The organism is Burkholderia sp. JKS000303, from assembly GCF_002563755.1.
Lineage (GTDB): Bacteria > Pseudomonadota > Gammaproteobacteria > Burkholderiales > Burkholderiaceae > Burkholderia > Burkholderia anthina_B.
The window spans coordinates 842,208-866,153 of sequence record NZ_PDBZ01000001.1; the positions used below are offsets into that span (position 1 = coordinate 842,208).

18 protein-coding genes are annotated in these 23,946 nt (G+C 67.9%); 9 read left to right on the forward strand and 9 right to left on the reverse strand.

Annotated elements, in window-relative coordinates:
* Positions 1-2: 2 nt before the first annotated feature.
* The 5 genes from pcnB to BX604_RS38255 all read left to right on the forward strand — a co-directional run bounded on the left by pcnB (position 3) and on the right by BX604_RS38255 (position 4,298).
* Complete coding sequence (gene pcnB, locus BX604_RS04045; RefSeq protein WP_098549682.1) at positions 3-1,538, forward strand: polynucleotide adenylyltransferase PcnB; 1,536 nt, start codon at positions 3-5, stop codon at positions 1,536-1,538.
* A 35-nt stretch (positions 1,539-1,573) separates the two neighbouring features.
* Positions 1,574-2,116, forward strand: coding sequence for a 2-amino-4-hydroxy-6-hydroxymethyldihydropteridine diphosphokinase (folK, locus tag BX604_RS04050; RefSeq protein WP_098549683.1), 543 nt, complete (start codon positions 1,574-1,576; stop codon positions 2,114-2,116).
* Complete coding sequence (locus BX604_RS04055) at positions 2,113-2,799, forward strand: deoxynucleoside kinase (RefSeq protein WP_098549684.1); 687 nt, start codon at positions 2,113-2,115, stop codon at positions 2,797-2,799. Before folK ends, BX604_RS04055 begins: the two co-directional genes overlap by 4 nt.
* 44 nt (positions 2,800-2,843) lie before the next feature.
* Complete coding sequence (panB, locus tag BX604_RS04060; protein ID WP_098549685.1) at positions 2,844-3,659, forward strand: 3-methyl-2-oxobutanoate hydroxymethyltransferase; 816 nt, start codon at positions 2,844-2,846, stop codon at positions 3,657-3,659.
* 189 nt (positions 3,660-3,848) lie between these two features.
* Complete coding sequence (locus tag BX604_RS38255) at positions 3,849-4,298, forward strand: STY0301 family protein (protein WP_143748003.1); 450 nt, start codon at positions 3,849-3,851, stop codon at positions 4,296-4,298.
* Between the two features lie 7 nt (positions 4,299-4,305).
* On the opposite strand, the gene BX604_RS04065 is transcribed toward BX604_RS38255, so the two are convergent.
* The 5 genes from BX604_RS04065 to grpE form a co-directional block, all read right to left on the reverse strand.
* Positions 4,306-6,195: a chorismate-binding protein gene (locus BX604_RS04065; protein WP_098549686.1), complete on the reverse strand. Its 1,890-nt coding sequence runs from the start codon at positions 6,193-6,195 to the stop codon at positions 4,306-4,308.
* Between the two features lie 4 nt (positions 6,196-6,199).
* The gene (gene dnaJ, locus BX604_RS04070) at positions 6,200-7,336 is read right to left on the reverse strand and encodes a molecular chaperone DnaJ (protein WP_098549687.1); all 1,137 of its coding nucleotides are present in this window, start codon (positions 7,334-7,336) and stop codon (positions 6,200-6,202) included.
* Positions 7,337-7,589: 253 nt separating this feature from the next.
* A complete protein-coding gene (gene dnaK / locus BX604_RS04075) occupies positions 7,590-9,539 on the reverse strand; it encodes a molecular chaperone DnaK (RefSeq protein WP_098549688.1) in 1,950 nt (649 codons plus the stop codon).
* Between the two features lie 148 nt (positions 9,540-9,687).
* Positions 9,688-10,134 (reverse strand): thioredoxin family protein, encoded by a 447-nt coding sequence (locus BX604_RS04080; RefSeq protein ID WP_098549689.1) that lies wholly within the window; start codon positions 10,132-10,134, stop codon positions 9,688-9,690.
* A gap of 10 nt (positions 10,135-10,144) precedes the next feature.
* A complete protein-coding gene (gene grpE, locus BX604_RS04085; protein WP_098549690.1) occupies positions 10,145-10,690 on the reverse strand; it encodes a nucleotide exchange factor GrpE in 546 nt (181 codons plus the stop codon).
* Positions 10,691-11,042: 352 nt separating this feature from the next.
* Here grpE and BX604_RS38890 point away from each other — a divergent pair, with 352 nt between their 5' ends.
* On the forward strand, positions 11,043-11,204 hold the full coding sequence (locus tag BX604_RS38890; protein WP_172441904.1) for a hypothetical protein: 162 nt from the start codon (positions 11,043-11,045) through the stop codon (positions 11,202-11,204).
* On the opposite strand, the gene BX604_RS04095 is transcribed toward BX604_RS38890, so the two are convergent.
* The 3 genes from BX604_RS04095 to hrcA form a co-directional block, all read right to left on the reverse strand.
* Entirely contained in the window at positions 11,176-11,583 is a 408-nt protein-coding gene (locus BX604_RS04095; protein WP_098549691.1) for an RNA-binding S4 domain-containing protein, read from the reverse strand. The genes BX604_RS38890 and BX604_RS04095 overlap by 29 nt on opposite strands.
* A 69-nt stretch (positions 11,584-11,652) precedes the next feature.
* Positions 11,653-12,717, reverse strand: coding sequence for a ferrochelatase (hemH, locus tag BX604_RS04100; RefSeq protein WP_098549692.1), 1,065 nt, complete (start codon positions 12,715-12,717; stop codon positions 11,653-11,655).
* Between the two features lie 138 nt (positions 12,718-12,855).
* On the reverse strand, positions 12,856-13,878 hold the full coding sequence (gene hrcA, locus BX604_RS04105) for a heat-inducible transcriptional repressor HrcA (protein WP_027783618.1): 1,023 nt from the start codon (positions 13,876-13,878) through the stop codon (positions 12,856-12,858).
* Between the two features lie 131 nt (positions 13,879-14,009).
* Here hrcA and BX604_RS04110 point away from each other — a divergent pair, with 131 nt between their 5' ends.
* Complete coding sequence (locus BX604_RS04110) at positions 14,010-14,912, forward strand: NAD kinase (protein ID WP_098549693.1); 903 nt, start codon at positions 14,010-14,012, stop codon at positions 14,910-14,912.
* Positions 14,913-14,931: 19 nt separating this feature from the next.
* On the forward strand, positions 14,932-16,581 hold the full coding sequence (gene recN, locus BX604_RS04115) for a DNA repair protein RecN (protein WP_098549694.1): 1,650 nt from the start codon (positions 14,932-14,934) through the stop codon (positions 16,579-16,581).
* Between the two features lie 126 nt (positions 16,582-16,707).
* Here the strand turns inward: recN and glnE are convergent, their stop codons facing one another.
* A complete protein-coding gene (gene glnE / locus BX604_RS04120; RefSeq protein ID WP_098549695.1) occupies positions 16,708-19,512 on the reverse strand; it encodes a bifunctional [glutamate--ammonia ligase]-adenylyl-L-tyrosine phosphorylase/[glutamate--ammonia-ligase] adenylyltransferase in 2,805 nt (934 codons plus the stop codon).
* Positions 19,513-19,740: 228 nt separating this feature from the next.
* On the opposite strand from glnE, the gene BX604_RS04125 reads away from it, so the two are divergent.
* On the forward strand, positions 19,741-23,946 hold the full coding sequence (locus BX604_RS04125; RefSeq protein WP_098549696.1) for a YhdP family phospholipid transporter: 4,206 nt from the start codon (positions 19,741-19,743) through the stop codon (positions 23,944-23,946).

Below are 23,946 nucleotides of genomic sequence, written 5' to 3' on the forward strand. Positions count from 1 at the left end.
TCGTGATCAAAAAATTCATCCGCAAGCTGCTCGGCCAGGACGGCACCGAACAAACGTCGCCCGCCGAGGCCCCCGCCGAAGAAACGGCGCCCGCTGCACGCCCCGCAAAAGGTAATCGCGGCGGCGCCGCGAAAAAACCGCGCAGCAATCACGAACCGACCGTCGTGCCGGCCAGCGTGCACGGCATCGACCCATCGCTGATCTCGAAGAACGCCGTACGCGTGACCGACACGCTGCAACAGGCGGGCTTTCGTGCCTTCATCGTCGGCGGCGCCGTCCGCGACCTGCTGTTCGGCATCGCACCGAAGGATTTCGACGTCGCGACCGACGCGACGCCGACCGAGGTGCAGCGCCTGTTCCGCCGCGCACGCCTGATCGGCCGCCGCTTCCAGATCGTCCACGTGCAGTTCGGCCAGGAGCTGATCGAAGTGTCGACGTTCCGCGCGCTGGTCGACGCGCCGCCCGAGGCGGCCGCGAGCGAGCCGCCGAAGCGGCTCAAGCGCGACGAGCTCGACCGCCGCACGCATGCGGTGGACGCGAGCGGCCGCGTGCTGCGCGACAACGTCTGGGGCGAACAGCACGAAGACGCTGCACGCCGCGACTTCACGATCAACGCGATGTACTACGACCCGTCGACGCAGACGGTGCTCGACTACCACGACGGGATGGCCGACATGCGCGCCCGTCTGCTGCGGATGATCGGCGATCCGGCCACGCGCTTCCGCGAGGATCCGGTGCGCATGCTGCGCGTCGTGCGCTTCGCGGCGAAGCTCGGCTTCGAGATCGAGCCACACACGCGCGAGCCGATCCACGCGCTCGCCGACCTGATCAACAACGTGCCGGCCGCGCGTCTGTTCGACGAAATGCTGAAGCTGCTGCTGTCGGGCCACGCGCTCGCGTGCCTGACGCGGTTGCGCAAGGAAGGCCTGCACCACGGGCTGCTGCCGCTGCTCGACGTCGTGCTCGAACAGCCGCAGGGCGAGAAGTTCATCACACTCGCGCTGAACAACACCGACGCGCGCGTGCGCGCCGGCAAGCCGGTGTCGCCGGGCTTCCTGTTCGCGACGCTGCTGTGGCACGACATGCGCCAGCGCTTCGAGCAATACACGGCCGAAGGCGAAATCCCGGTGCCGGCGCTCCATCGCGCGATGGACGACGTGCTCGACATGCAGACCGAGAAGCTCGCGATCCACAAGCGCTACTCGGCCGACATGCGCGAGATCTGGGGCCTGCAGTTGCGCCTCGAAAAACGCTCGGGCCGCAGCGCGATGCGGCTGCTGGAACACCAAAGGTTTAGAGCGGGGTATGATTTCCTCCTGTTACGCTGCGAATCCGGCGAGCTCGAAGCCGACGTCGGACAGTGGTGGACGGATTTCATCGAAGGCGACGCAGCCGCGCGCGAGGCACTCCTCACGCAGGGCGGCTCGAAGGAAAAATCGCCCCGCAAGCGGCGCCGCCGCGGCGGCGCGCGAAACCGCCAGCAGGGCGAAGGCGCAGCCGAGCAGGCGCCGGACACCGCAGGCGGTTCCGACGACTGACGCGCTCGCCGGCGAACGACGTAGGAAGTGATGCCATGACGGTTGCATATATCGGACTGGGGGCGAATCTCGGCGATGCGCGCCAGACCCTGAAGGACGCGGTGGTGTGCCTTGCGCAGCAGCGCACCATCTCGATCCTCGGCAAATCGAGCCTGTATCGCACGGCGCCCTTCGAAGCGGGCGGCGACGATTACTACAACTGCGTCGTCAAGCTCGACACGACGCTGTCGGCCCGGGAGCTGCTCGCGCTCTGCCAGAAGATCGAGCATCACTTCGGGCGCGAGCGCCCGTATCGCAACGCGCCGCGCACGCTGGACCTCGACATCCTGCTGTTCGGCGCCGATTCGATCGACGAACCCGATCTGATCGTCCCGCACCCGCGCCTCACCGATCGCGCCTTTGCACTCGTGCCGCTCGTCGAGATCGAGCCGGCGCTCGACATCCCCGCGCGCGGCCGCGCCGATGCGTATCTCGCTGCCGTCGCGGACCAGCGCGTCGAGAAGGTGCAGACCTGTCAATGCCTGATGCAGAAGGCCCTTGCCGCCGGCGCAGACGCCGACAAGAACCCCTGCCGATGAACCCGACTCCGCTGACCGTCACCGCGCCCGACCTGCGCGCCCCGCACCGCTACCTCGTGATCGAAGGCCCGATCGGCGTCGGCAAGACGACGCTCGCGCGCCTGCTGGCCGAGCGCTGGTCGATGCAGACGCTGCTCGAACGCCCGCAGGACAACCCGTTCCTCGAGCGCTTCTATCGCGACACCGCGCGCTACGCGCTGCCCGTGCAACTGTCGTTCGCGCTGCAGCGCGCGCAGCAGGCGCGCGAGCTGATCGGTGCGCTCGAAACGGGCCGCCCCGTCATCGCCGACTTCATGCCGCAGAAGAACGACATCTTCGCGCGCCTGAACCTGCCGGAAGACGAATGGCAGCTGTACCGGTCGATCGCGACGCACGTCGACGTGCCGCAGGCCCCCGCGCCCGATCTCGTCGTCTACCTGCAGGCGAGCCCCGAAGTGCTGTTCTCGCGCATCCAGAAGCGCGGGCTGCCGATGGAGCTGCAGATCAGCGATGCATACCTGCGCTCGCTCGTCGACGCGTATAACGAATTCTTCTATCACTACGACCGCACGCCGGTGCTGACGGTCGCAGCCGAACACCTGAACCCGCTGGATTCCCCCGAAGACCTCGCGCTGCTGATCGAGCGCATCGACACGATGCGCGGCCGCAAGGAATTCTTCGTCAAGGGCGAGACGACGCGCTGACGCGTCCTCGCCTGTCGTTTTTCACCTATCGAACCGGATTTCCCATGACCTATCTCCAGGAGTCGAGCCGGCCTGCCGTGACGGTGCCCAAACTGCAGGCAATGCGCGAGGCCGGCGAGAAGATCGCGATGCTCACCTGCTACGACGCGAGCTTTGCCGCGCTGCTCGACCGTGCGGGCACCGACGTGCTGCTGATCGGCGATTCGCTCGGCAACGTGCTGCAAGGCCATACGACGACGCTGCCGGTGTCGCTCGAAGACATCGCGTACCACACCGCGTGCGTCGCACGTGCGCAGCCGCGCGCGCTCGTCGTCGCCGACCTGCCGTTCGGCACGTACGGCACGCCCGCCGAAGCGTTCGCGAACTCGGTCGCGCTGATGCGTGCCGGCGCGCAGATGATCAAGCTCGAAGGCGGTGCATGGCTCGCCGACACGATCCGCTTCCTCGTCGAACGCTCGGTGCCGGTGTGCGCGCACGTCGGCCTCACGCCGCAGTCGGTGCATGCGTTCGGCGGCTTCAAGGTTCAGGGCCGCACGGAAGCCGGCGCCGCGCAGCTGCTGCACGATGCGCGCGCGATCGAGGATGCGGGCGCGCAGCTCGTCGTGCTCGAAGCGGTGCCGACGCTGGTCGCATCCGAAGTCACGCACATGCTGAAGATTCCGACGATCGGCATCGGCGCGGGCCTCGATTGCTCGGGCCAGGTGCTGGTGCTGCACGACATGCTCGGCATCTTCCCCGGCAAGCGTCCGCGCTTCGTGAAGGACTTCATGCAGGGCCAGCCGAACATCCAGGCGGCTGTCGAAGCTTACGTGGGTGCGGTGAAGGATGGGTCGTTCCCCGGCCCGGAACACTCGTTCTGATCGGACCGGCAGCGCCGTGACGCGCTGCCGTCGATCGCTGCGGCACACTCGCTGACGCGGCCGGCAACGCGGTACGCCGTTTCTCGTACCGCATTGCCGGACAACACGTACTTTCTAACTCGTCCGGTTTCCGAACAGTGGCGCTCACTCAAGGCCAAGCAATAACGCCGATGCATTTTCAGTCGTGAAATGACGATGTTCATCCGCCAAACACCGTATCGACTGCTCGCCATCGCCGCACTCGCATACAGTTCGCTCGTCACATTACCCGCGTCCGCTGCGACAGCAGATTGCCCCGCACGCCTCGCCGTTACCCAGCAGCTCGACGGTCAACCGCCCGATGGCTGGAAAAACTTCGATACGCAAAGCACCTATCCGCTTGCCAGCGTCACCTTCTGGTCAGGGCCGCCGGACCGGATGATGTCGTTGCGGCCGAACCGCTCGCGCTCCGAATCCAAAAGCGATATTTATACCTGGTCGCTCGCCGAAAACCATGAAGACTACTGGGTCTCGTGTGACTACGGCAATACGAGCGTCGTGATCGCACGGCCACTGGGCAAACAGGCACAGACTTGCGTCGCCCGCTACCGACGCGGGCACGCCATCGTACAAAGCTGGCAATGTACGCCGCGGAAGTAATCCGCGTTCAGGCCGGTGTGCAGCCGTGAATCAGCCGCGCTGCCATCGGCCCGCGCAACGCATTGCAGATCATCAACTCATCCGCGTTCAGCACATCGTCGAGCGTCAGCACACGCTCTTGTGCGCCTACTGCCGGATCGTCGAGCAGCACGCCACGCATCACGCCCGGCAACACACCGCATGACAACGGCGGTGTCACCCACACACCGCCAAGCTTCGCGAACACATTCGAGCGCCCGCCTTCGGTCAGCTCGCCGCGCTCGTTGACGAACAGCATGTCGAACCCGCCGAGCGCTTCGGCCGCCTGCCACGCGCGATCGTATTCGGCGCGGCGCGTCGTCTTGTGCAGCAGCAGCGCGTCGCCGGCGCAGGTCGGCGCGAAGCCGTGAGCCGACGCGAGCATCACGCCGACCGGCCCCGCGGGCAGCGGCTTCAGCGGCGCGGCGATGATCTCGACCGTGCCGTCCTTCGCGAGCGCGAGCTTCATCCGGTACGGGCCATCGCCGTCGAGCGCCGCGCAGCGTGCGTCGATCTCGCGGCGCAGCGCATCGGTGTCGACGCGGAAGCCGAACGCGTCCGCGCTGCGTTGCAGCCGCGCGAGATGACGTTCGAGATGACGGATGCCGTCCGCGCGCGTCGCGGCGGTCGTTTCGAACAGCTGGAAGCCGGGATCGGCATCGGTCAGGAAGCGTGCCTTCAATTCGCACTCCGCATATTCGTCGGCCGCGACACTGTCGAGCACGATGCCCGCGCCGACGCCCATCCTGCCGCGTCGCCGGCCTGCGTTGACAGTGGCCGTGCGGCCCGTGTCGTAGCCGGCCGGATCGAGCGTCAACGTCCGGATCGCCACCGACAGGCAGAAATCGCCGCAGCCGGCCGCGCCGCCGTGCAACGCGTCGAGCCAGCCGATCGCGCCCGTATAGAGCCCGCGCGGTGTCGACTCGATCGCATCGATCAGTTCCATCGTCTTGTGCTTCGGCGCACCGGTGATCGATCCGCACGGGAACAGCGCGCGCAGCATCTGCGCGAACGTCGTCCCGTCGCGCCAGCCGGCCTCGACCGTCGACGTCATCTGCCACACCGATGCATACGGCTCGACCGAGAACAGCGCCGGCACCTTGACCGTGCCCGTGCGCGCAATCCGCGACACGTCGTTGCGCAGCAGGTCGACGATCATCACGTTTTCCGCGCGGTTCTTCGGATCGCTCGCGAGGAACGCAGCGGCCGCCGCATCCTCGCGCGGATCGGCCGAACGCGGCGCGGTGCCCTTCATCGGCCGTGCGCGCAGCACGTCGCCGCGCTTCTCGACGAACAGCTCCGGCGAGCACGACACGACCCACGCGCCGTCGGGCAGCGCGATCAGCGCACCGTAGCGCACGGGCTGGCGCGCGCGCAGCCGCCGGTACAGCGCGGGCGGCGTGCCGAACATGTCGAAATTCAGCCGGTACGTGTAATTGATCTGGTACGAGTCGCCCGCGCGCAGCGCGTCGTGCACCGCGGCGATCGCGGCGTCGAACGCGTCGCGCGACACGCTCTTCGCGACATGCGCGACGCCCGCGATCGACGGTGCGCCGCCGCCGTCCTGCTGCGCGAGCCATGCGTCGACCTCGTCGCGCGACAGGCGCTCGCAGCGCGCATACAGCAAAAAGCGCAGCGGGGCATCGCCCGGCTGCGCTCTTTCCAGATTACGTCCGAATTCGTAATCGCCGACGACGACCGCATGCAGCCCGTCGCGCAAATCCTGCGCAACCGCCGCATCGAGTTCGTCGAGCCGCGCGGGATCCGTGCACACGCGTTCGCGCACGAAACCCGAATACAAACGACTCGACCGCGCGGACGCGGTCGAGTCGCAATCGTCCAAGAGCGCGAACGACGCGCTCTCGTTGCCTTCAGTCATGCCGTTACTCGAAGAAACTCTTCACGCGGTCGAACCAGCTCTTGCTCTGCGGGCTGTGACGCGCACCGCCCTCGGCCAGCGACTTCTCGAACTGCTTGAGCAGATCGCGCTGCTGGTCGGTCAGCTTCACGGGCGTCTCGACCTGCACGTGCACGTACAGATCGCCCGCGATGCTCGAACGCAGACCCTTGATACCCTTGCCGCGCAGACGGAACGTCTTGCCCGACTGCGTGCCTTCCGGCACCGGGAACGACGCACGGCCGGCCAGCGTCGGCACCTCGATCTCGCCACCGAGTGCGGCGGTCGTGAACGGGATCGGCATCTGGCAGTGCAGATCGTCGCCGTCGCGCTCGAACACCGAGTGCGGCTTGATATGGATCTCGACGTACAGGTCGCCCGGCGGCCCGCCGTTGATGCCCGGCTCGCCGTTGCCGGCCGAGCGGATCCGCATCCCGTCGTCGATGCCGGCGGGGATCTTCACTTCGAGCGTCTTGGTTTCCTTCACCTTGCCCGAGCCGTGGCAATGCGCGCATGGTTCAGGGATGTAGGTGCCGGTGCCGTGGCATTTCGGGCAGGTCTGCTGGATGCTGAAGAAGCCCTGCGACATGCGCACCGTGCCCTGACCGTGACAGGTCGGGCAGGTTTCGGGCTTCGTGCCGGGCTTCGCGCCCGACCCGTGACAGACTTCGCACGACACCCAGCTCGGCACGCGGATCTGCGTGTCGTAGCCGTGTGCGGCCTGCTCGAGCGTGATCTCCATGCTGTAGCGCAGGTCGGCACCGCGATACACCTGCGGGCCGCCACGGCCGCCGCGCGCGGCGCCGCCTGCAGCCTGGCCGAAGATGTCGCCGAAGATGTCGCCGAACGCATCCGCGAAGCCGCCGAAGCCTTGCCCGCCTGCACCGCCCATGTTCGGATCGACGCCCGCGTGGCCGTACTGATCGTACGCCGCGCGCTTCTGGTCGTCCGACAGCATTTCGTAGGCTTCCTTCACTTCCTTGAAATGCTCTTCCGCATCCTTGCTGTCCGGATTGCGGTCAGGGTGGTACTTCATCGCAAGCTTGCGATATGCCTTCTTGATTTCGTCGTCGCTCGCATTCTTTGCGACGCCCAGAACCTCGTAGTAATCCCGTTTCGCCATATCGATTCACTGTGCCGTCGCGCGTCACGCACGCGGCGGCTCCTTTCGCCCGCAGTAAAGTCTCTCGACTCGTCTGGCGCTGCGCCGTCCGCGGACGGCTCGCGCAGCACCCGCCAAAAAACAAATGTGCCCGGAGGGCCGCGAAGCCCGCCAGGCGTGGAGTCGATCCGGCCATCCGGAAGGAAAGACAGACCGCTGTTCAGCCGCGCCGCGCGCGTCTCGCGCGCGGCGTGCGGTGCCATCGCAACCCGGCTTAGTCCTTCTTCACTTCCTTGAACTCGGCGTCGACGACGTCGTCGGCAGCCTGCTGCGCACCGCCCTGGGCCGCGCCTTCCGCTGCACCTGCCGCGCCGGCCGCACCAGCCTGCTGTGCCTGCATGTCGGCGTACATCTTTTCGCCGAGCTTCTGCGAAGCCTGACCGAGTTCCTCGACCTTCGCGTCGATCGCCGCCTTGTCGGCCGACGTGTCCTTCAGGACTTCCTCGAGCGACTTCAGCGACGCTTCGATCTTTTCCTTCTCGCCCGCGTCCAGCTTGTCACCGTACTCGGTGAGCGCCTTCTTCGTGCTGTGGACCAGCGCGTCGCCCTGGTTGCGCGAATCGGCCAGCTCGCGCAGCTTGTGGTCTTCCGCTGCGTTCGCTTCCGCGTCCTTGATCATCTGGTCGATTTCAGCGTCGGACAGGCCCGAGTTCGCCTTGATCGTGATCTTGTTTTCCTTGCCGGTCGCCTTGTCCTTCGCGCCGACGTGCAGGATGCCGTTCGCGTCGATGTCGAAGGTCACTTCGATCTGCGGCACGCCGCGCGGCGACGGCGGGATGCCTTCGAGGTTGAACTCGCCCAGCAGCTTGTTGCCCGCTGCCATTTCGCGTTCGCCCTGGAACACCTTGATCGTCACGGCCGACTGGTTGTCGTCCGCCGTCGAATACACCTGTGCGTGCTTCGTCGGGATCGTCGTGTTCTTGTTGATCATCTTCGTCATCACGCCGCCGAGCGTCTCGATGCCGAGCGACAGCGGGGTCACGTCGAGCAGCAGCACGTCCTTGCGGTCGCCCGACAGCACCTGGCCCTGGATCGCCGCGCCGACTGCGACGGCTTCGTCCGGGTTCACGTCACGGCGCGGATCCTTGCCGAAGAACTCCTTCACCTTCTCCAGGACCTTCGGCATGCGGGTCTGGCCACCGACCAGAATCACGTCGTCGATGTCCGACACCTTGACGCCGGCGTCCTTGATCGCGATGCGGCACGGTTCGATCGTGCGCTCGACCAGATCCTCGACCAGCGCTTCCAGCTTCGCGCGGGTGATCTTCAGGTTCAAGTGCTTCGGGCCCGACGCATCTGCCGTGATGTACGGCAGGTTGATTTCGGTCTGCTGGCTCGACGACAGCTCGATCTTCGCCTTTTCAGCGGCTTCCTTCAGGCGCTGCAGCGCGAGCACGTCCTTCGACAGGTCGACGCCCTGCTCCTTCTTGAACTCGCCGATGATGTAATCGATGATGCGCTGGTCGAAGTCTTCGCCACCGAGGAACGTGTCGCCGTTGGTCGACAGCACTTCGAACTGCATTTCGCCGTCGACGTCCGCGATCTCGATGATCGACACGTCGAAGGTGCCGCCGCCGAGGTCATACACGGCGATCTTGCGGTCGCCCTTCTCGACCTTGTCGAGGCCGAACGCAAGCGCGGCTGCGGTCGGCTCGTTGATGATCCGCTTGACTTCGAGGCCCGCGATGCGGCCGGCGTCCTTGGTGGCCTGACGCTGGCTGTCGTTGAAGTACGCCGGCACCGTGATCACGGCTTCCGTGACCGGCTCGCCGAGGTAGTCTTCGGCCGTCTTCTTCATCTTGCGCAGCACTTCAGCCGACACCTGCGGCGGTGCGAGCTTCTCGCCGTGCGCTTCGACCCATGCGTCGCCGTTGTCAGCCTTGACGATCGCGTACGGCATCAGGCCGATGTCCTTCTGGACTTCCTTCTCTTCGAAGCGGCGGCCGATCAGGCGCTTCACCGCGAACAGCGTGTTCTTCGGGTTGGTCACCGACTGACGCTTGGCCGGCGCGCCGACGAGCACTTCGTTGTCGTCCATGTACGCGATGATCGACGGCGTCGTGCGCGTGCCTTCCGAGTTTTCGATGACCTTGACCTGGTTGCCTTCCATGATGGCGACGCACGAGTTCGTGGTGCCGAGGTCAATACCGATGATCTTTCCCATTTTTTCCTAATCTCCAGAAATGCTTGTTTGCTGCGCGAAACGCCACTTTTTTGGGCAGTTTCGCGCGCCAGAATTCAACTCTGTTCCCGAAATGCGTCCGGCCGATCCGTTTTCAAGACCCGGCAAGCGATGCGGGTATTAAATTTTTTCAATCGCCGCCGGCAGCCGGATCGAGCGGCGCGCCGGCCGCCGCGGCAACCTTCGCGCGCGCCGCCGCCACCGCGGCCTGGAACTGCGCGAGGCCATGCCAGCCGGTCGCGCGCCCGAGCCGCTTGCCGCGGTGAAAGAAGAACCACGTCGGCACGCCGTGCAGGCCGAAGCGGCGCCCCAGCTCATGGTGTTCGTACACGTTGCAATGGAACCACTTCAGGTCCAGCGCGCGGATCGCATCGGACTGCGCGAGCATCGCCTTCTTCGCGATCTCGCAGTTGAAGCAGTCGACGCCCCAGAAGAACACCACGGCGAGCCCATCCCCCAAGGGGACTTCCTGCGGGGCGTTGCCCGCACCGGCGATCGCTGCGTCGAACGTATCGGCGGTCAGCGCCTGCATGTCGAACGCTTCGAACGCGGCCGGATCGACGCCGGCGGGAACCATCGCGCCAGCCTTACTTCGGCTGGGCGACCGTGACGAGCGCCGGGCGCAGCACGCGGTCGGCGATCGTGTAACCCTTTTGCAGCACGGTGACGACGGTGTTCGGCTCCTGCTCGGCCGGCACCATCGAAATGGCCTGGTGCTGGTGCGGATCGAACTTCTCGCCGACCGGGTTGATCGCGACGACACGGCCCTTCTCGAGCGCGTTCGTCAGCTGGCGCAGCGTCAGTTCGACGCCTTCGCGCACCTTCGCGATGTCGCCGGACGTGTCGCTGACCGCTGCTTCGAGGCTGTCCAGCACGGGCAGCAGGTGCTCGGCGAAGCTCTCGATCGCAAACTTGTGCGCCTTCGAGACGTCGTCCTGCGCGCGGCGGCGGACGTTCTCGGTCTCGGCCTTCGCGCGCAGGAAGCTCTCCTGCAGCTCGGCGACCTTGGCTTGAGCCTCCGCGAGCGCCGCGTCGGCTGCTTCGGCGGCGGGTGCAGCGCCTTGCGCCGCCTGCTTCTCGCTGCCGATGTCTTCGGCCGATTGGGTAGCCGGGTTCTCTTGCGTGTTTTCCATGTCGCTGAAAGTCGATTAGAGGTTGAAGCCAAATCGGCAACCGCCGGATCGTATGCCGACGGCACCGCACATTGCCGGTGCAGATAGGGGCGAAAACTGCGATTTCAAGAGGGTTATTCGCGGGCATTCGCCACCACCGCGAAACAACCTCGCGACAAGACGCCAGATTGCACGTATTTGCCGCCAAATCGGACGAAACGGCCTGTAACAACCCTTACCTGGCAAGTACTGGCTGGGCACCGAGGGCTGCACTACACTGCACTCACGCGTCGGAAAAAGCGCGTTTACCCTAGCTGACCGCCGCCTGACATCCACCTGGCGCCGCAGTCACTGTCTTCTCGAGGCGAGTACCGTGAAACTGACCTTTGCCATATCGGTGGTCGCGCTGGTACTGATTGCCGGCACCACCACCATTTGCCTGTCCGGAGCCGTCACCGACCGCACGACCGAGTACGGAAGTGCGCTGGCGACGTTCGATCACATGTTCAGCGCTCACCAGAAAATCTGTCGATGATGCGCCGGTCGCGCTTGGTCGGGCGGCCGTGCAGCTCCGCCGCAGGCTCCCGATACGTGCGGCGCCGTTCGAGCTCGGCGAGCCGCGCCGTGCGCCCCGCTTCCGTTTCCTCGTAAAGCGTCTGCGCGACGCTGGCCGGCCCGCGCACGTCGCAGATGCCGCGCACGGCAATGTGCCAGACGACACCGTCGATCGCAATCTCGACCTCGTCGCCCACGCGCACTTCCTTCGCCGGCTTCACCGCCGCCCCGCCGATCTTCACGTGCCCCTTGTCGACCGCGTCGGACGCGAGCGAACGGGTCTTGAAGAAGCGGGCCGACCATAGCCATTTGTCGATGCGCAGCTTCGCGCCGGGTTCCGTCGAAATCCTGTAATTCATGTCAGCCTCCGCCGGGCCGCCCGCCCACGGCGTAGCAAACGCCGTGCGAGCCGCGGCCGGGCCATCATTTCAGTTCACCGCTTCGGGTTGCGCCGCCTTCACGGGCCAGCCCTGCAGATTCTCGGCGACGATCTCGCCGACCGCGCCGATCCACGCGGGCGCACCGTTCAGGCACGGAATCCGGTGAAACGCCTGGCCACCGCCCGCGATGAACTCGTCGCGCACTTCCATCCCGATCTCCTCGATCGTCTCCAGGCAATCGGCCGTAAAACCGGGGCAGAACACATCGACCCGCCGCACGCCGGCCTCGCCAAGCTCGCGCAACGTCGGCGCCGTGTACGGCTGCAGCCATTCGGCCTTGCCGAAGCGCGACTGGAAGGTCACTCGGCATTCGAGCGTCGACAGTCCGAGCGCGGCCATCAGCAGCGCGCCCGTCTGCTGGCACTGGTCGTGATAGGGGTCGCCGAGGTCGAGCGTGCGCTTGGGCACGCCGTGAAAGCTCAGCACGAGCTTGTCGCCGGCCGCGAAGTCGGGCCGGCCGTGCTGCGCCCAATACTGGCGCACCTGCTCGGCCAGTGCGTGGATATAGGCCGGATGGTCGGCGTAGTGCCGCACCGTGCGCACTTCCGGCTGGTTGCGCATCCGCGCGAGCGCCACGAACGCGGCATCGAACGCCGTCGCGGTGGTGGACGCGGAGTATTGCGGATACATCGGCATCAGCAGCACGCGCTCGACGCCCGCGCGCTTGAACTGCGCGAGCGCCTGCGCAATGTTCGGGCTGCCGTAGCGCATCGCGTAGTCGACCTTCACCTGGTAGCCGTTCGACGCCAGCAAATGCCGTACGCCTTCGGTCTGGCGCTCGGTGTACACGCGCAGCGGCGAGCCTTCGGGCATCCAGACGGCCGCGTATTTCTTCGCGGACGCGCGACCGCGCAGCGGCAGGATCAGCGTGCGCAGCAGCACCTGCCAGACGGCCTGCGGGATCTCGACGACCCGCGGGTCCGACAGGAATTCGGCCAGGTAGCGCCGCACCGCGCGCGGCGTCGGGGCGTCGGGCGTGCCGAGGTTGATCAGCAGCACGCCGATGCGATGGGCGGCCGCGGCATTCGAAGGCGGCTCAAGATCGAAACGCATGGGCAGGAACGTGCTCGGGGCACGCAGTCGGACGGCCCTCAATTATAGCGGGCCGTCTCGCCCCGGTCGGCTGGCCGTTCGGCCGACTGGCGGCGCGCACGGCGCCCCGGCACGATGGCGGGACGGGATCGGCGCCGGTTACTGCTGGCTCAGCGTGAGCGACAGCAGGCGCGCGGTGATGTCGACGATCGGGATCACGCGGTTGTACGCCATCCGGGTCGGCCCGATCACGCCGAGCGTGCCGACGATCTGGCCGTTCACCTCGTAAGGCGCGGTGACGACGCTCATTTCCTCGATCGGCACGAGCGTCGATTCGCCGCCGATGAAGATCTGCACGCCCTGAGCGTGGCTCGACACGTCGAGCAGTTGCAGGAGGCCCGTCTTTTGGTCGAACACGTCAAACAGCTTGCGCAGCCGCGCCATGTCGGACGACAGGTCCGCCACTTCGAGCAGGTTGCGCTCGCCGGAAATGAGCACGGTGTCCTCGGTATCGGGCACCTCGGTGCTGGCCGTCACGGCCGCATGCATCAGCGTGGTCATGTCGCCGCGCAGCTGGTCGATCTCGTCGCGCAGGCGGCGGCGCACCTCGTCGAACGACAGGCCGGCAAAGTGCGCGTTGATGTAGTTCGACGCCTCGGTGAGCTGCGACGGCGAATAATCGCGCGGCGTCGCGAGCATCCGGTTCTGCACGTCGCCCTCGGGGGTGACGATGATCAGCAGGATGCGCTTGTCCGACAGGCGCATGAACTCGATCTGCTTGAACACGTGGCTGCGGCGCGGTGTCAGCACGACACCCGCGAACTGCGACAGGTTCGACAGCACGCTCGCCGCGGCCGCCACCACCCGCTGCTGCGGCTCGCCGGCCTGCAGTGTGTTCTGCACCTGGCGCGCCACGGCCTCGGCGTCGATCGGCGCCTCGACCGTCAGCATCGTGTCGACGAACAGCCGGTAACCGCGTGGCGTCGGGATGCGGCCGGCCGACGTGTGCGGGCTCGACACGAGGCCGAGCTCCTCCAGGTCGGACATCACGTTGCGAATCGTTGCCGGGCTCAACTCGAGCCCCGAGTAACGGGACAACGTGCGCGAGCCGACCGGCTGACCGTCGGCGATATACCGTTCGATCAGGGTTTTCAGGAGGGTTCGTGCGCGAGGATCTAGCATGGTGGAAAATTTTAGCGCAACCGCGCGACCACGGCGAGTGGCCGCGGCCTGCGTCGAGCGGGCTGGCCCGATCCGGCCCCGCCGGCGCACAGCCGGTTCTTTTCGTCAACGAGCTATGGTGTAATGCCGGCATGAAAACCGGTAATCAGTTCAACACCGTCGCGCTCGTCGGCCGGAGCAACACGCCCGGCATCGCCGAGCCGCTCGCCACGCTGGCTGGCTGCATCGCGAAGCTGGGCTTCGAAGTCGTCTTCGAAGGCGAAACCGCGCGCGAAATCGGCATCTCCGGCTATCCGGCGCTCACCCCGGCCGAAATCGGGGCGCGCGCCGACGTGGCGGTCGTGCTGGGCGGCGACGGCACGATGCTCGGCATCGGCCGCCAGCTCGCGCCGTACAAGACGCCGTTGATCGGGATCAACCACGGGCGGCTCGGCTTCATCACGGACATCGCGGCTGCCGACATGCAGGCGCTCGTCCCGGTGATCCTGTCGGGCAAGTTCGAGCGCGAGGAGCGCTCGCTGCTCGAGGCGCGGATCATGCGCAACGGCGAACCGATCTACCACGCGATCGCGTTCAACGACGTCGTCGTCAACCGCAGCGGCTTCTCCGGGATGGTCGAGCTGCGCGCGTCGGTCGACGGCCGGTACATGTACAACCAGCGCTCGGACGGCCTGATCGTCGCGACGCCGACCGGCTCGACCGCCTACGCGCTGTCGTCGGCCGGCCCGATCCTGCATCCGCAGCTTCAAGGCATCGTGCTCGTACCGATCGCGCCACACGCGCTGTCGAACCGGCCGATCGTGCTGCCCGACGATTCGAAGATCGCGATCCAGATCGTCGGCGGCCGCGACGTCAACGTGAACTTCGACATGCAGTCGTTTACCGCACTCGAACTGAACGACACGATCGAGGTGCGCCGCTCGAAGCACACGGTGCCGTTCCTGCACCCGATCGGCTACAGCTACTACGCGACGCTGCGCAAGAAGCTGCACTGGAACGAACACGCATCGAACGAAGACGACAAGGCGTCCTGACACACTCACGCCCGACACCATGCTCCGCCACCTCTCGATTCGCGACTTCGTCATCGTCGCCGCGCTCGATCTCGAATTCGACAGCGGCTTTACCGTCTTTTCCGGCGAAACCGGCGCCGGGAAATCGATCCTGATCGACGCCCTTGCGCTCGCACTCGGCGAACGCGCCGACGCGAGCGTCGTGCGCGCCGGCTGCGGCCGCGCCGACATCACCGCCGAATTCACGCCGCACGACCGCGTCGCGCGCTGGCTCGACGAACACGCGTTCGACGCCGAGGACACCGTGATGCTGCGCCGCGTGATCGACGCGAACGGCCGCTCGCGCGCGTTCATCAACGGCACCAGCGCGACGCTCGCGCAGTTGCGCGAACTCGGCGAGATGCTGGTCGATATCCACGGCCAGCACGCGCACCAGTTGCTGATGCGCCCCGACGCGCAGCGCGAACTGTTCGACACGCACGCGGGGCTCGTCGCCGATGCCGCGAACGTCGCCCGCGCGTGGCGCGTCTGGCGCGACACGACGCAGGCGATCGACGCGGCGAAGGCGCATGAGCGCGAACTGCAGCTCGAACGCGAAAAGCTCGCGTGGCAGCTCGCCGAACTTGACAAGCTCGCGCCGCAACCGGGCGAATGGGACGAAGTCGGCAGCGAGCACAAGCGGCTGTCGCATTCGGCGAACCTGATCGCCGGCGTGCAGGGCGCGCTCAACGCGCTGTCGGAAGCCGACGACGCGATGCTGCCGCAGCTCGGCGCGATCGTGTCGAAGCTGCGCAGCCTCGCCGACTACGATACCGGGCTCGGCGATGCGCTCGCGTCGCTCGAACCGGCCGAGATCCAGCTGCAGGAAGCCGTCTATTCGCTGTCGCACTACGCGCAGCGCCTCGATCTCGACCCGGCCCGGCTCGCGCAGGTCGAAACGCGCCTCGATGCGCTGCACTCGACCGCCCGCAAGTTCCGCCTGCCGCCCGACACGCTGCACGAGGAACACGCGGCACGCCGATCGCAACTCGCCGCGCTCGACGCGGCGGCCGATCTCGGCGCGCTCGAAGCCGCGCAGGCCAAGGCCAGGGAAGCCTATCTCGACGACGCAAGGCAACTGTCGAAAGCGCGCACGCATGCAGCCAAGGCGCTCGGCACGGCGGTCACGGCCGGCATGCAGGAATTGTCGATGGCGGGCGGCAGCTTCGAAGTCTCGCTCGTCCCGCTCGCCGACGGCGGCCCGCACGGGCTCGAGCAGGTCGAATTCCGCGTCGCCGGGCACCCCGGCGTGCCGCTGCGGCCGCTCGGGAAAGTCGCATCCGGCGGCGAACTCGCGCGGATCAGCCTCGCGCTCGCGGTGATCGCAAGCGCGGCCAGCCCGACGCCGACGCTGATTTTCGACGAAGTCGACACGGGGATCGGCGGCGGCGTCGCCGAAGTGGTCGGGCGCCTGCTGCACCAGCTCGGGCGCGACCGCCAGGTGCTGTGCGTGACGCACCTGCCGCAGGTCGCCGCGCGCGGCGACCATCACTTCCAGGTCGCGAAGGGTGCCGACGACCGCGGCGGCACCGTGTCGTCGGTCATCCCGCTCGACAAGACGAGCCGCGTCGAGGAAGTCGCGCGGATGCTCGGCGGCCTCGAAATCACCGCGACGACGCGCAAGCACGCGAAGGAAATGCTGGCGGCCTGACACCGGCACCCATCGTCTGAATGCAAAAAGACCGGCGCATGCGCCGGTCTTTTTTTTACGGGAAGCGGCCGCTCGATCACGTCCGCCCTGCCCCGTCGATTCGAACGTCCGCCTCAAACACTCGACTCAAACGCCCGTTTCAACCGCGCCGAACACGCGCGCCCACAGCGCCGTCACGGCGGCACGCTCGTCGGCCACCACGACCGGATCGACCCGCGCCTTTTCCATCCCGTCGAGCCGCAGCTTGTGCTGCAGCTTCCGGTACTTGCGGTACGCCGCACCGACGCGCTCGGCCTCGTCCTCGCCCATCAGCCCGAAGCGCGCGACCTCGCGCAGCAGCGCGATGTTACCGGTGTTGCGGATCAGCTCGGCATCGCTCGACGCATGCAGCAGCACCCAGTACTGGACGATGAACTCGATGTCGACCATCCCGCCGCGATCGTGCTTCAAATCGAACAGCTCGGTCTGGTTCGGATGGCCGGCAAACACCTTGCCACGCATGTCGACGATTTCCTTCGCGAGCACGCCCCCGTCGCGCGGTGTCGTCAGCACCTGGTGGCGAATCGCCTCGAAGTCCGTGCCGATCTGCGCGTCGCCCGCGCTGTAGCGCGCACGCGTCAGCGCCTGGTGCTCCCACACCCACGCGGTGTTCGCCGCATCGCCCTCGCGCAACTGGTAGCGGCGGAACGCGTCGAGATCGGTGACGAGCAGCCCGGCCTCGCCGTTCGGTCGCAACCGCAGGTCGATGTCGAACAGCGCACCGGCACCGGTCGCCGTCGTGAGCCACGTGATCAGCCGGCGCGTGAACGTCGTGTAGACGTCCGCCGAGCGCTCGTCGGGGTCGTCGTACAGGAAGATCAGGTCGAGATCCGACGCGTAGCCGAGCTCCTTGCCGCCGAGCTTGCCGTACGCGATCGCCGCGAACTTCGGCACGTCACGGTGGCGCTTCGCGAGCTGCGACCAGACCACTTCAATCGTCACGTCGAGCACCGCATCGGCCAGCTCGGACAGGCGGTCGCTGACATGCTCGACCGACAACTGCCCGGCCAGGTCGATCAGCAGGATGCGGAACACCTCCGCGTGCTGCGCATGCCGCAACAGGTCCATCTGCTGCTCGGGGCCGTCGGCTGCCGCGAGGCGCGCACGCAGCGCATCCTTGAACGCGGGCCAGTCGAACGGGCTCGCGATCGCTTCGTCGTCGAGCAGTTCGTCGAGCAGCTGCGGATGGCGGATCAGGTAGCCGCCGCCCCAGCGCGTCGCGCCGAGCACGGACAGCACGCGATCGAGCGCAGCCGGATATTCGGTCAGCAGCGCCAGATAGACGCCACGCCGGCTGACCGTCTCGAGCAGGTCGAACAACCTGACGACGGTGTCGTCACGGCGCGCGGCATCGATCCGCGGCGCGGCGTCGAGCGCGCGCTGCGCGACGCTGTCGAAGCGCTGCCGGCTCTTTTCCGGCAGGCCCGCGTAGCGCGACGACTGCCAGATCGCGCGCAGCCGCGCGAGCACCGTGGCCGGATCGGCGAAGCCCAGCCCGCCGAGGCGGGCGAGCAGCGTGTCGTCCTCGCCGTCGTCGGCGAGCGCGCTGCTCCAGATCCACGCGGCCGCCGTATCTTCGCCCGCCGCGCACGGACCACCGCCGTTCACCTTGTCGGCGAATATCTGATCGAACTGCGCCTCGACGAACGTGCGATGGCCATCCAGCACGGTCATCAGCGCCGCATAGTCGGCAAAGCCGAGCGACGTGGCCAGCGCCGCGCGCTCGTCCGGGTCGACCGGCATCGCGTGCGTCTGTGCGTCGTCGCGGTATTGCAGCCGGTGCTCGAGCGCGCGCAGGAAGTTGTACGCATCGGTCAGGTGCTCACGCACGTCCTCGCCGATCAGCCCGCGCGCCTGCGCATGGCGCAGCACCGCGAGCGTCGGCCGCACGCGGAACTCCGCGTCCTGACCGCCGCGGATCAGCTGGAACACCTGCGCGCTGAATTCGATCTCGCGGATCCCGCCGCGCCCGAGCTTGATGTCGTCGGCCTTGTCGGGCCGCATCGACGCACGGCGCGCGGCTTCCTGGCGGATCTGCTGATGCAGCGACCGGATTGCGCCGATCACGCCGAAATCGAGGTAACGGCGGTACACGAACGGCTTGACGATCGCCTCGAGCTGCGACTCGAGCCGCTGCGCGGCGTCGCTGTCGCCTTCCGACACGAGCCGCCCCTTGATCCACGCGTAGCGCTCCCATTCGCGCCCCTGCACGTAGAAATATTCCTCGAGCATTCCGAGGCTGCAGACGAGCGGCCCCGAATCGCCGTTCGGGCGCAGCCGCATGTCCACGCGAAACACGTAGCCGTCGGCCGTGACCTCGGACAGCACGCCGATCACGCGCCGGCCGAGCCGCGTGAAGTATTCCTGCGTGGACAGCGGCGCGCGCGTGCCGCCGGTCGTCTCGCCGTCGTCCTCGTAGACGAAGATCAGGTCGATGTCCGACGACACGTTCAGCTCGCGCCCGCCGAGCTTGCCCATTCCGACCACGCCGAGCACCACGCGCTGGCCGTCGGCGCTGCGCGGCTCGCCGTACATCGCCTCGAGTTCATCCGACAGCAGCGCGAGCGAGCGCTGCACGGTCACTTCGGCGAGATCGGTCATCGCGCCCGTCACCTCGGCGACGTCCGCGACGCCGCGCAGGTCGCGCTCCGCGACCGCGCCGAACACCTCGGCACGCAACTGCCGCAGCGCGCGCTTCAGTTGCTCGTCGCTCGGCGCGGCCGAGCCGGCCGGCGGCACCAGCAGCTCGGTCAGGCGCGCGTCGAGCTGCGCGCGGCCGAGCGGCGCGGCGGCCCAGGCGGCGATCTGGTCGGACAGCGCGGGACGCGCGGCAGCCGCGCGGGCGATGTAGCGGGAATAGGACGGGCTGATCAGGGCGGAAGCGTCGGTCATCGAGAAACGGGCCTGGCGGTAAGGCCCGCCGCGCCGGGAAACGCGTGCGCGCTCCGCTGCCGACAGGCCCCATGGACTCGGCGCGGTGTCGCGCGGCGCACGTGCGCCGCCGCGAAACCGCGCGCCGGAAAGCCCGTGCCGAGCTGCCGCTACGGCCGCCGGCACGGACCCGTGTGATACATTTCAACGTCAGTCTGCAAAACTACCATATCGCCGCCCGTCCGCCGCATGTCCGACCGTCAGGAATCCGCCGTAGCTGCGCCCGAAGCGGGACCTCCGAAGCACGATCATCCGGTCCTGCGTCGCGTGTTCAGGGTGACGCTGGCAGTCGGGGTCGGCGCTTACTTCGTCGCGTCCGGCGCGTTCCTCGGGCTGCGCTACGTCCTGCTGCCGCGCATCGACGAATTCCGCCCGCGCATCGAGCGCGCGGTGTCCGACAAGCTCCACGCGCAGCTTTCGATCGGCAAACTGTCTCCGCACTGGTCCGGCATGCAGCCGGGCGTCGAAGTCACCAACCTCACCATCCGTGGCCGTGACGGCCAGATCGCGCTGTCGGTCCCGCATGCGACCGCCGCGCTGTCGTGGATGTCGCTGCTGCGGCTATCGCCCGCGCTGTCGAGCCTGATCGTCGACCACCCCGATCTGGTGATCGCGCGCGCGGCCGACGGCTCGCTGAGCGTCGCGGGCGTCGGCTTCGCAACCACTCACGGCGGCAACGATACCTTCGGCACCTGGCTGCTGAAGCAGGAAGCGATCGTGCTGCGCAACGGCACGCTGCGCTGGCGCGACGCGCAGCACAATGCGCCCGAACTCGCGCTGTCGGGCATCCGGCTCGCGGTGCTCAACGACGGCCGCATCCACAAGGCCGCGCTGCAGGCGCCCGCGAACGGCACGCTGCTGCTCGGCCCGCTCGATTTCCGCGCGCGCTTCAAGCACAAGCGGCTCGCGCCGATCGGCAAGCCGTCGAACTGGACCGGCGACGCGTATCTGTCGACGGGCCCCGTCGACCTGCAAACGCTCGGCCGCTATCTCGACCTGCCGCTGACGGCCCATGCGGGCCGGATCGACAACGCGATCTGGGCAACCTTCCAGGACGGCCACCTGCGCTCGGCAGGCGGCGACCTGCAAGGCGCCGACGTCGTGCTGCAGGTGCGGCCGACCCAGCCGCGCCTCGACGTGCCGACGGTCGGGTTCGGCTGGGACATGGCGCTCGACGCCGGCCGTGACTACACGCTGCACCTGACGCGCTTCAACGCGGAGCTCGGCCAGCCGCCGCTTCCAGACGGCACGCCGCTCGCCCGCTCGCTCGCGCTGTCGACGCTGACCGCCCGCTACCGCGTGCCGACCGTCGATCAGGGACAGTTGCTGAGCGTCGTCGGCGATCGCGTCGATCTGGGCATCCTCAGCGAGTTCATCCGCGGGCTGCCGCTGCCGGCGCGCCTGCGCAACGAGCTGATCAAGCTCGACCCGCGCGGGATGGTGTCGAACTATCAAATCGAGGTGGAACGCGCGAAACCGGCGCGGGCCGACCTCGCCGACGAAGAGCGGCGCACCGGCGCCGCGCCGATCGTGCGCTACCGCTTCCTCGGCGACCTGCAGGGCATCAGCGTCGCCGCGCAGGAACCGCCGCCGGGGCTGTCCCCACGCGGCCACCCGCGCGCCGGCTGGCCGGGCGTCGAGAACCTGTGGGGCCGCATCGACGCGAACGAGACGGGCGGCACCGCGCACTTCGACACGGTCAATGCGGCCGTCACGGTGCCCGGCGAATTCGACGAACCGCGCCTGACCTTCGACCGGCTGCGCGGCAACGCGAAATGGGTCGTCACGCCGGCGCCGGGCGACAAGCACGCGCGCGTCGACGTGACGCTGCCCGACCTGCTCGTGTCGAACCCCGATGCCGAGATCGCGGTATCCGGCTCGTACACGAACCCCGGCCACGGGCGCGGCTCGCTCGACCTGCGGGCGGATTTCGCGCGCGCGTCGGTGGCGCGCATTCCGCGCTACCTGCCGACCGGGATGTCCGATCACCTGCGCGACTATCTCGGCCATGCGTTGCAGGGCGGCCAGGTGACCAAGGGCGCGTCGATCGTCGCCCGTGGCCCGCTCGACAAATTCCCGTTCGAACACGAGCCGGATGCCGGCGTGTTCCACATCGTCGCGCCGTTCACCGGCGGGCGTTTCGAGCCGACGCCCTACCCGCCGCGCAAGCTCGCGAACGGCACGCCGAGCGTCTGGCCGGCGCTCGACGGGATCGACGGCGTGTTCGAGCTCGCGCAGAACAAGCTGCACTTCGACATCGCGCGCGCACACTACAAGCGCGTCGTGCTGACGAAGGTCATCGGCCGCATCGACGATCTCGGCAATCCGCCAAAGTCGCCGCTCATCATCGACGGCCACGCGCAAGGCCCGCTCGCCGACCTGATCGACTACGCGGACAACAGCTCGCTCGGCACGATGAGCGGACACATCGGCCAGCGGATCGACGCGCAGGGGCCGGCGTCGCTCGCGCTGAAGATCACGATTCCGCAGCACGTGCCGCATCCGCACACCCACATCGAAGGCGCGCTCGCGTTCGGCGGCAACACGCTGTCGACCGACGGCGTGCCGCCGCTGTCCGCGCTGCACGGCAGCGTGCGCTTCACCGAGGCCGGCGCATCGCTGCACGACCTGTCGGGGCGTTTCCTTGGCGGCCCGGTGCGGGCGAGCGGCAACTTCCAGTCGCATGGCCCGTATGCGGTGGACGTCGACGGCAAGCTCGCGCTCGACGCCGCGCGCGGGCTGAACCTGCGCGGCACGGCCGCGGCGCTGCTCGAGCACGTGGTCGGCGACGCGCCGTACCAGCTCGCCGTGCGCGGCGCGCCGGGCCGGCTGCCCGAAGTCACCGCGCACTCCGACCTGACGGGCGTCGCCCTGAACTTCCCTGCGCCATTCGCGAAGCCGGCCGGCACGCCGATGCCGTTCCACTTCACGCTGCAGCCGGCGGCCCAGACGGACGGCAAGCGCCTCGAACACGCCGACCTGACGCTCGGCCCGGTGTCCGCGAGCTACCTGCTCGACGCGACGCCCGGCGCGCCGTTGCGCGCGGTGCGCGGCGCGATGGGCATCCACCGGATGCCCGACATGCCGCAGGACGGTGTGAGCGCGGCCGTCGACGTCGACGAACTCGATGCCGACGCGTGGATCGCGCTGGCCCGCACGCTGCAGTCGGACGCGACGCGCACGCCGCAACCGCAGCCGCAAGACGCGCCGCACGTCGACTTCGCGAGCTTCACGCCCAAGCGCTTCGCGCTCCACTTCGGCACGCTGAAGCTGCTCAAGCGCAACTGGGAGAACGTGATCGTCGGCGCGTCGCACGTCGACGAGCTGTGGCAGGCGAACGTCGCGTCGAACCAGGTATCGGGCTATCTGTCGTGGGCGCCGGGCGGCGGCCACAACGGCGCGGGCGTGCTGAACGCGCGGCTCGCGAAGCTCGTGATTCCGCAAAGCGCGCAGCACGACCTCGTCGGCCGCGCGATGAACCTGCCGACGCCGACCGACCGCCCGATGCCGTCGGTCGACCTGATCGTCGACCAGGTCGTCGCGCGCGATCACGACATCGGCCGGCTCGTCGTCAACGCCCGCAACATCGACGAGGACGGCGCGCCGGTGTGGCAGCTCGACAAGCTCGAACTGGCGAACCCGGCCGCGAAGCTGACGGCAACCGGCAACTGGCGCACGTCGCGCCGCGCGCTGGCCCGCGGCGTCGACGAAACCGACGCGCCGCGCCGCAGCGTGTTCGACTTCAAGCTCGACATCGGCAATGCGGGCGCGCTGCTCGACCGCGTCGGCTTGCCGCGCACGCTGGCGGACGGCCACGGCACGATCACGGGCAAGGTCGGCTGGCGCGGCGGCCCGACCGCGGTCGACTTCCCGTCGTTCGGCGGCCAGGTCGCGCTCGACCTCGAGCACGGCCAGATCCTGAAGGTCGACCCGGGCGCCGCGAAACTGCTCGGCGTGCTGAGCCTGCAAAGCCTCGCCCGCTTCCTGACGCTGAATTTCCGCGACGTAGTCGGCAAGGGACTGCCGTTCGACAAGATCACGGGCACCGGCCGGATTTCGAACGGGATCGCGCGCACCGATGACTTCTCGATGACGACGGCGCCCGCCAACGTGACGGTGCGCGGCGCGGTCGACCTCGGTCACGAGACACAGGACCTGCACGCGCACGTCGCGCCGAAAATCGGCGCCGGCGCGGCGGCGATCGCGGCCGCGGTCATCAACCCACTGCTCGGCATCGGCGTGCTGGCCGCGAACTACGCGCTGTCGGAAACGCTGTCGCATGCGTTCGCGCTCGACTACTCGATCACGGGCTCGTGGGCGCATCCGCACATCGAGCGGGTGCAAGGCGATCAGGGTAAGATGAACCACGGGCCGGCCAATGCGGCGAGCCACTGA

Bases quoted from the DNA above. Each gene is read 5' to 3' on its own strand.
- folK (WP_098549683.1), top strand. From the start codon at position 1,574: ATGACGGTTGCATATATCGGACTGGGGGCGAATCTCGGCGATGCGCGC.
- BX604_RS04055 (WP_098549684.1), top strand. From the start codon at position 2,113: ATGAACCCGACTCCGCTGACCGTCACCGCGCCCGACCTGCGCGCCCCG.
- panB (WP_098549685.1), top strand. From the start codon at position 2,844: ATGACCTATCTCCAGGAGTCGAGCCGGCCTGCCGTGACGGTGCCCAAA.
- BX604_RS38255 (WP_143748003.1), top strand. From the start codon at position 3,849: ATGACGATGTTCATCCGCCAAACACCGTATCGACTGCTCGCCATCGCC.
- BX604_RS04065 (WP_098549686.1), bottom strand. From the start codon at position 6,195: ATGACTGAAGGCAACGAGAGCGCGTCGTTCGCGCTCTTGGACGATTGC.
- dnaJ (WP_098549687.1), bottom strand. From the start codon at position 7,336: ATGGCGAAACGGGATTACTACGAGGTTCTGGGCGTCGCAAAGAATGCG.
- dnaK (WP_098549688.1), bottom strand. From the start codon at position 9,539: ATGGGAAAGATCATCGGTATTGACCTCGGCACCACGAACTCGTGCGTC.
- BX604_RS04080 (WP_098549689.1), bottom strand. From the start codon at position 10,134: ATGGTTCCCGCCGGCGTCGATCCGGCCGCGTTCGAAGCGTTCGACATG.
- grpE (WP_098549690.1), bottom strand. From the start codon at position 10,690: ATGGAAAACACGCAAGAGAACCCGGCTACCCAATCGGCCGAAGACATC.
- BX604_RS04095 (WP_098549691.1), bottom strand. From the start codon at position 11,583: ATGAATTACAGGATTTCGACGGAACCCGGCGCGAAGCTGCGCATCGAC.
- hemH (WP_098549692.1), bottom strand. From the start codon at position 12,717: ATGCGTTTCGATCTTGAGCCGCCTTCGAATGCCGCGGCCGCCCATCGC.
- hrcA (WP_027783618.1), bottom strand. From the start codon at position 13,878: ATGCTAGATCCTCGCGCACGAACCCTCCTGAAAACCCTGATCGAACGG.
- BX604_RS04110 (WP_098549693.1), top strand. From the start codon at position 14,010: ATGAAAACCGGTAATCAGTTCAACACCGTCGCGCTCGTCGGCCGGAGC.
- recN (WP_098549694.1), top strand. From the start codon at position 14,932: ATGCTCCGCCACCTCTCGATTCGCGACTTCGTCATCGTCGCCGCGCTC.
- glnE (WP_098549695.1), bottom strand. From the start codon at position 19,512: ATGACCGACGCTTCCGCCCTGATCAGCCCGTCCTATTCCCGCTACATC.
- BX604_RS04125 (WP_098549696.1), top strand. From the start codon at position 19,741: ATGTCCGACCGTCAGGAATCCGCCGTAGCTGCGCCCGAAGCGGGACCT.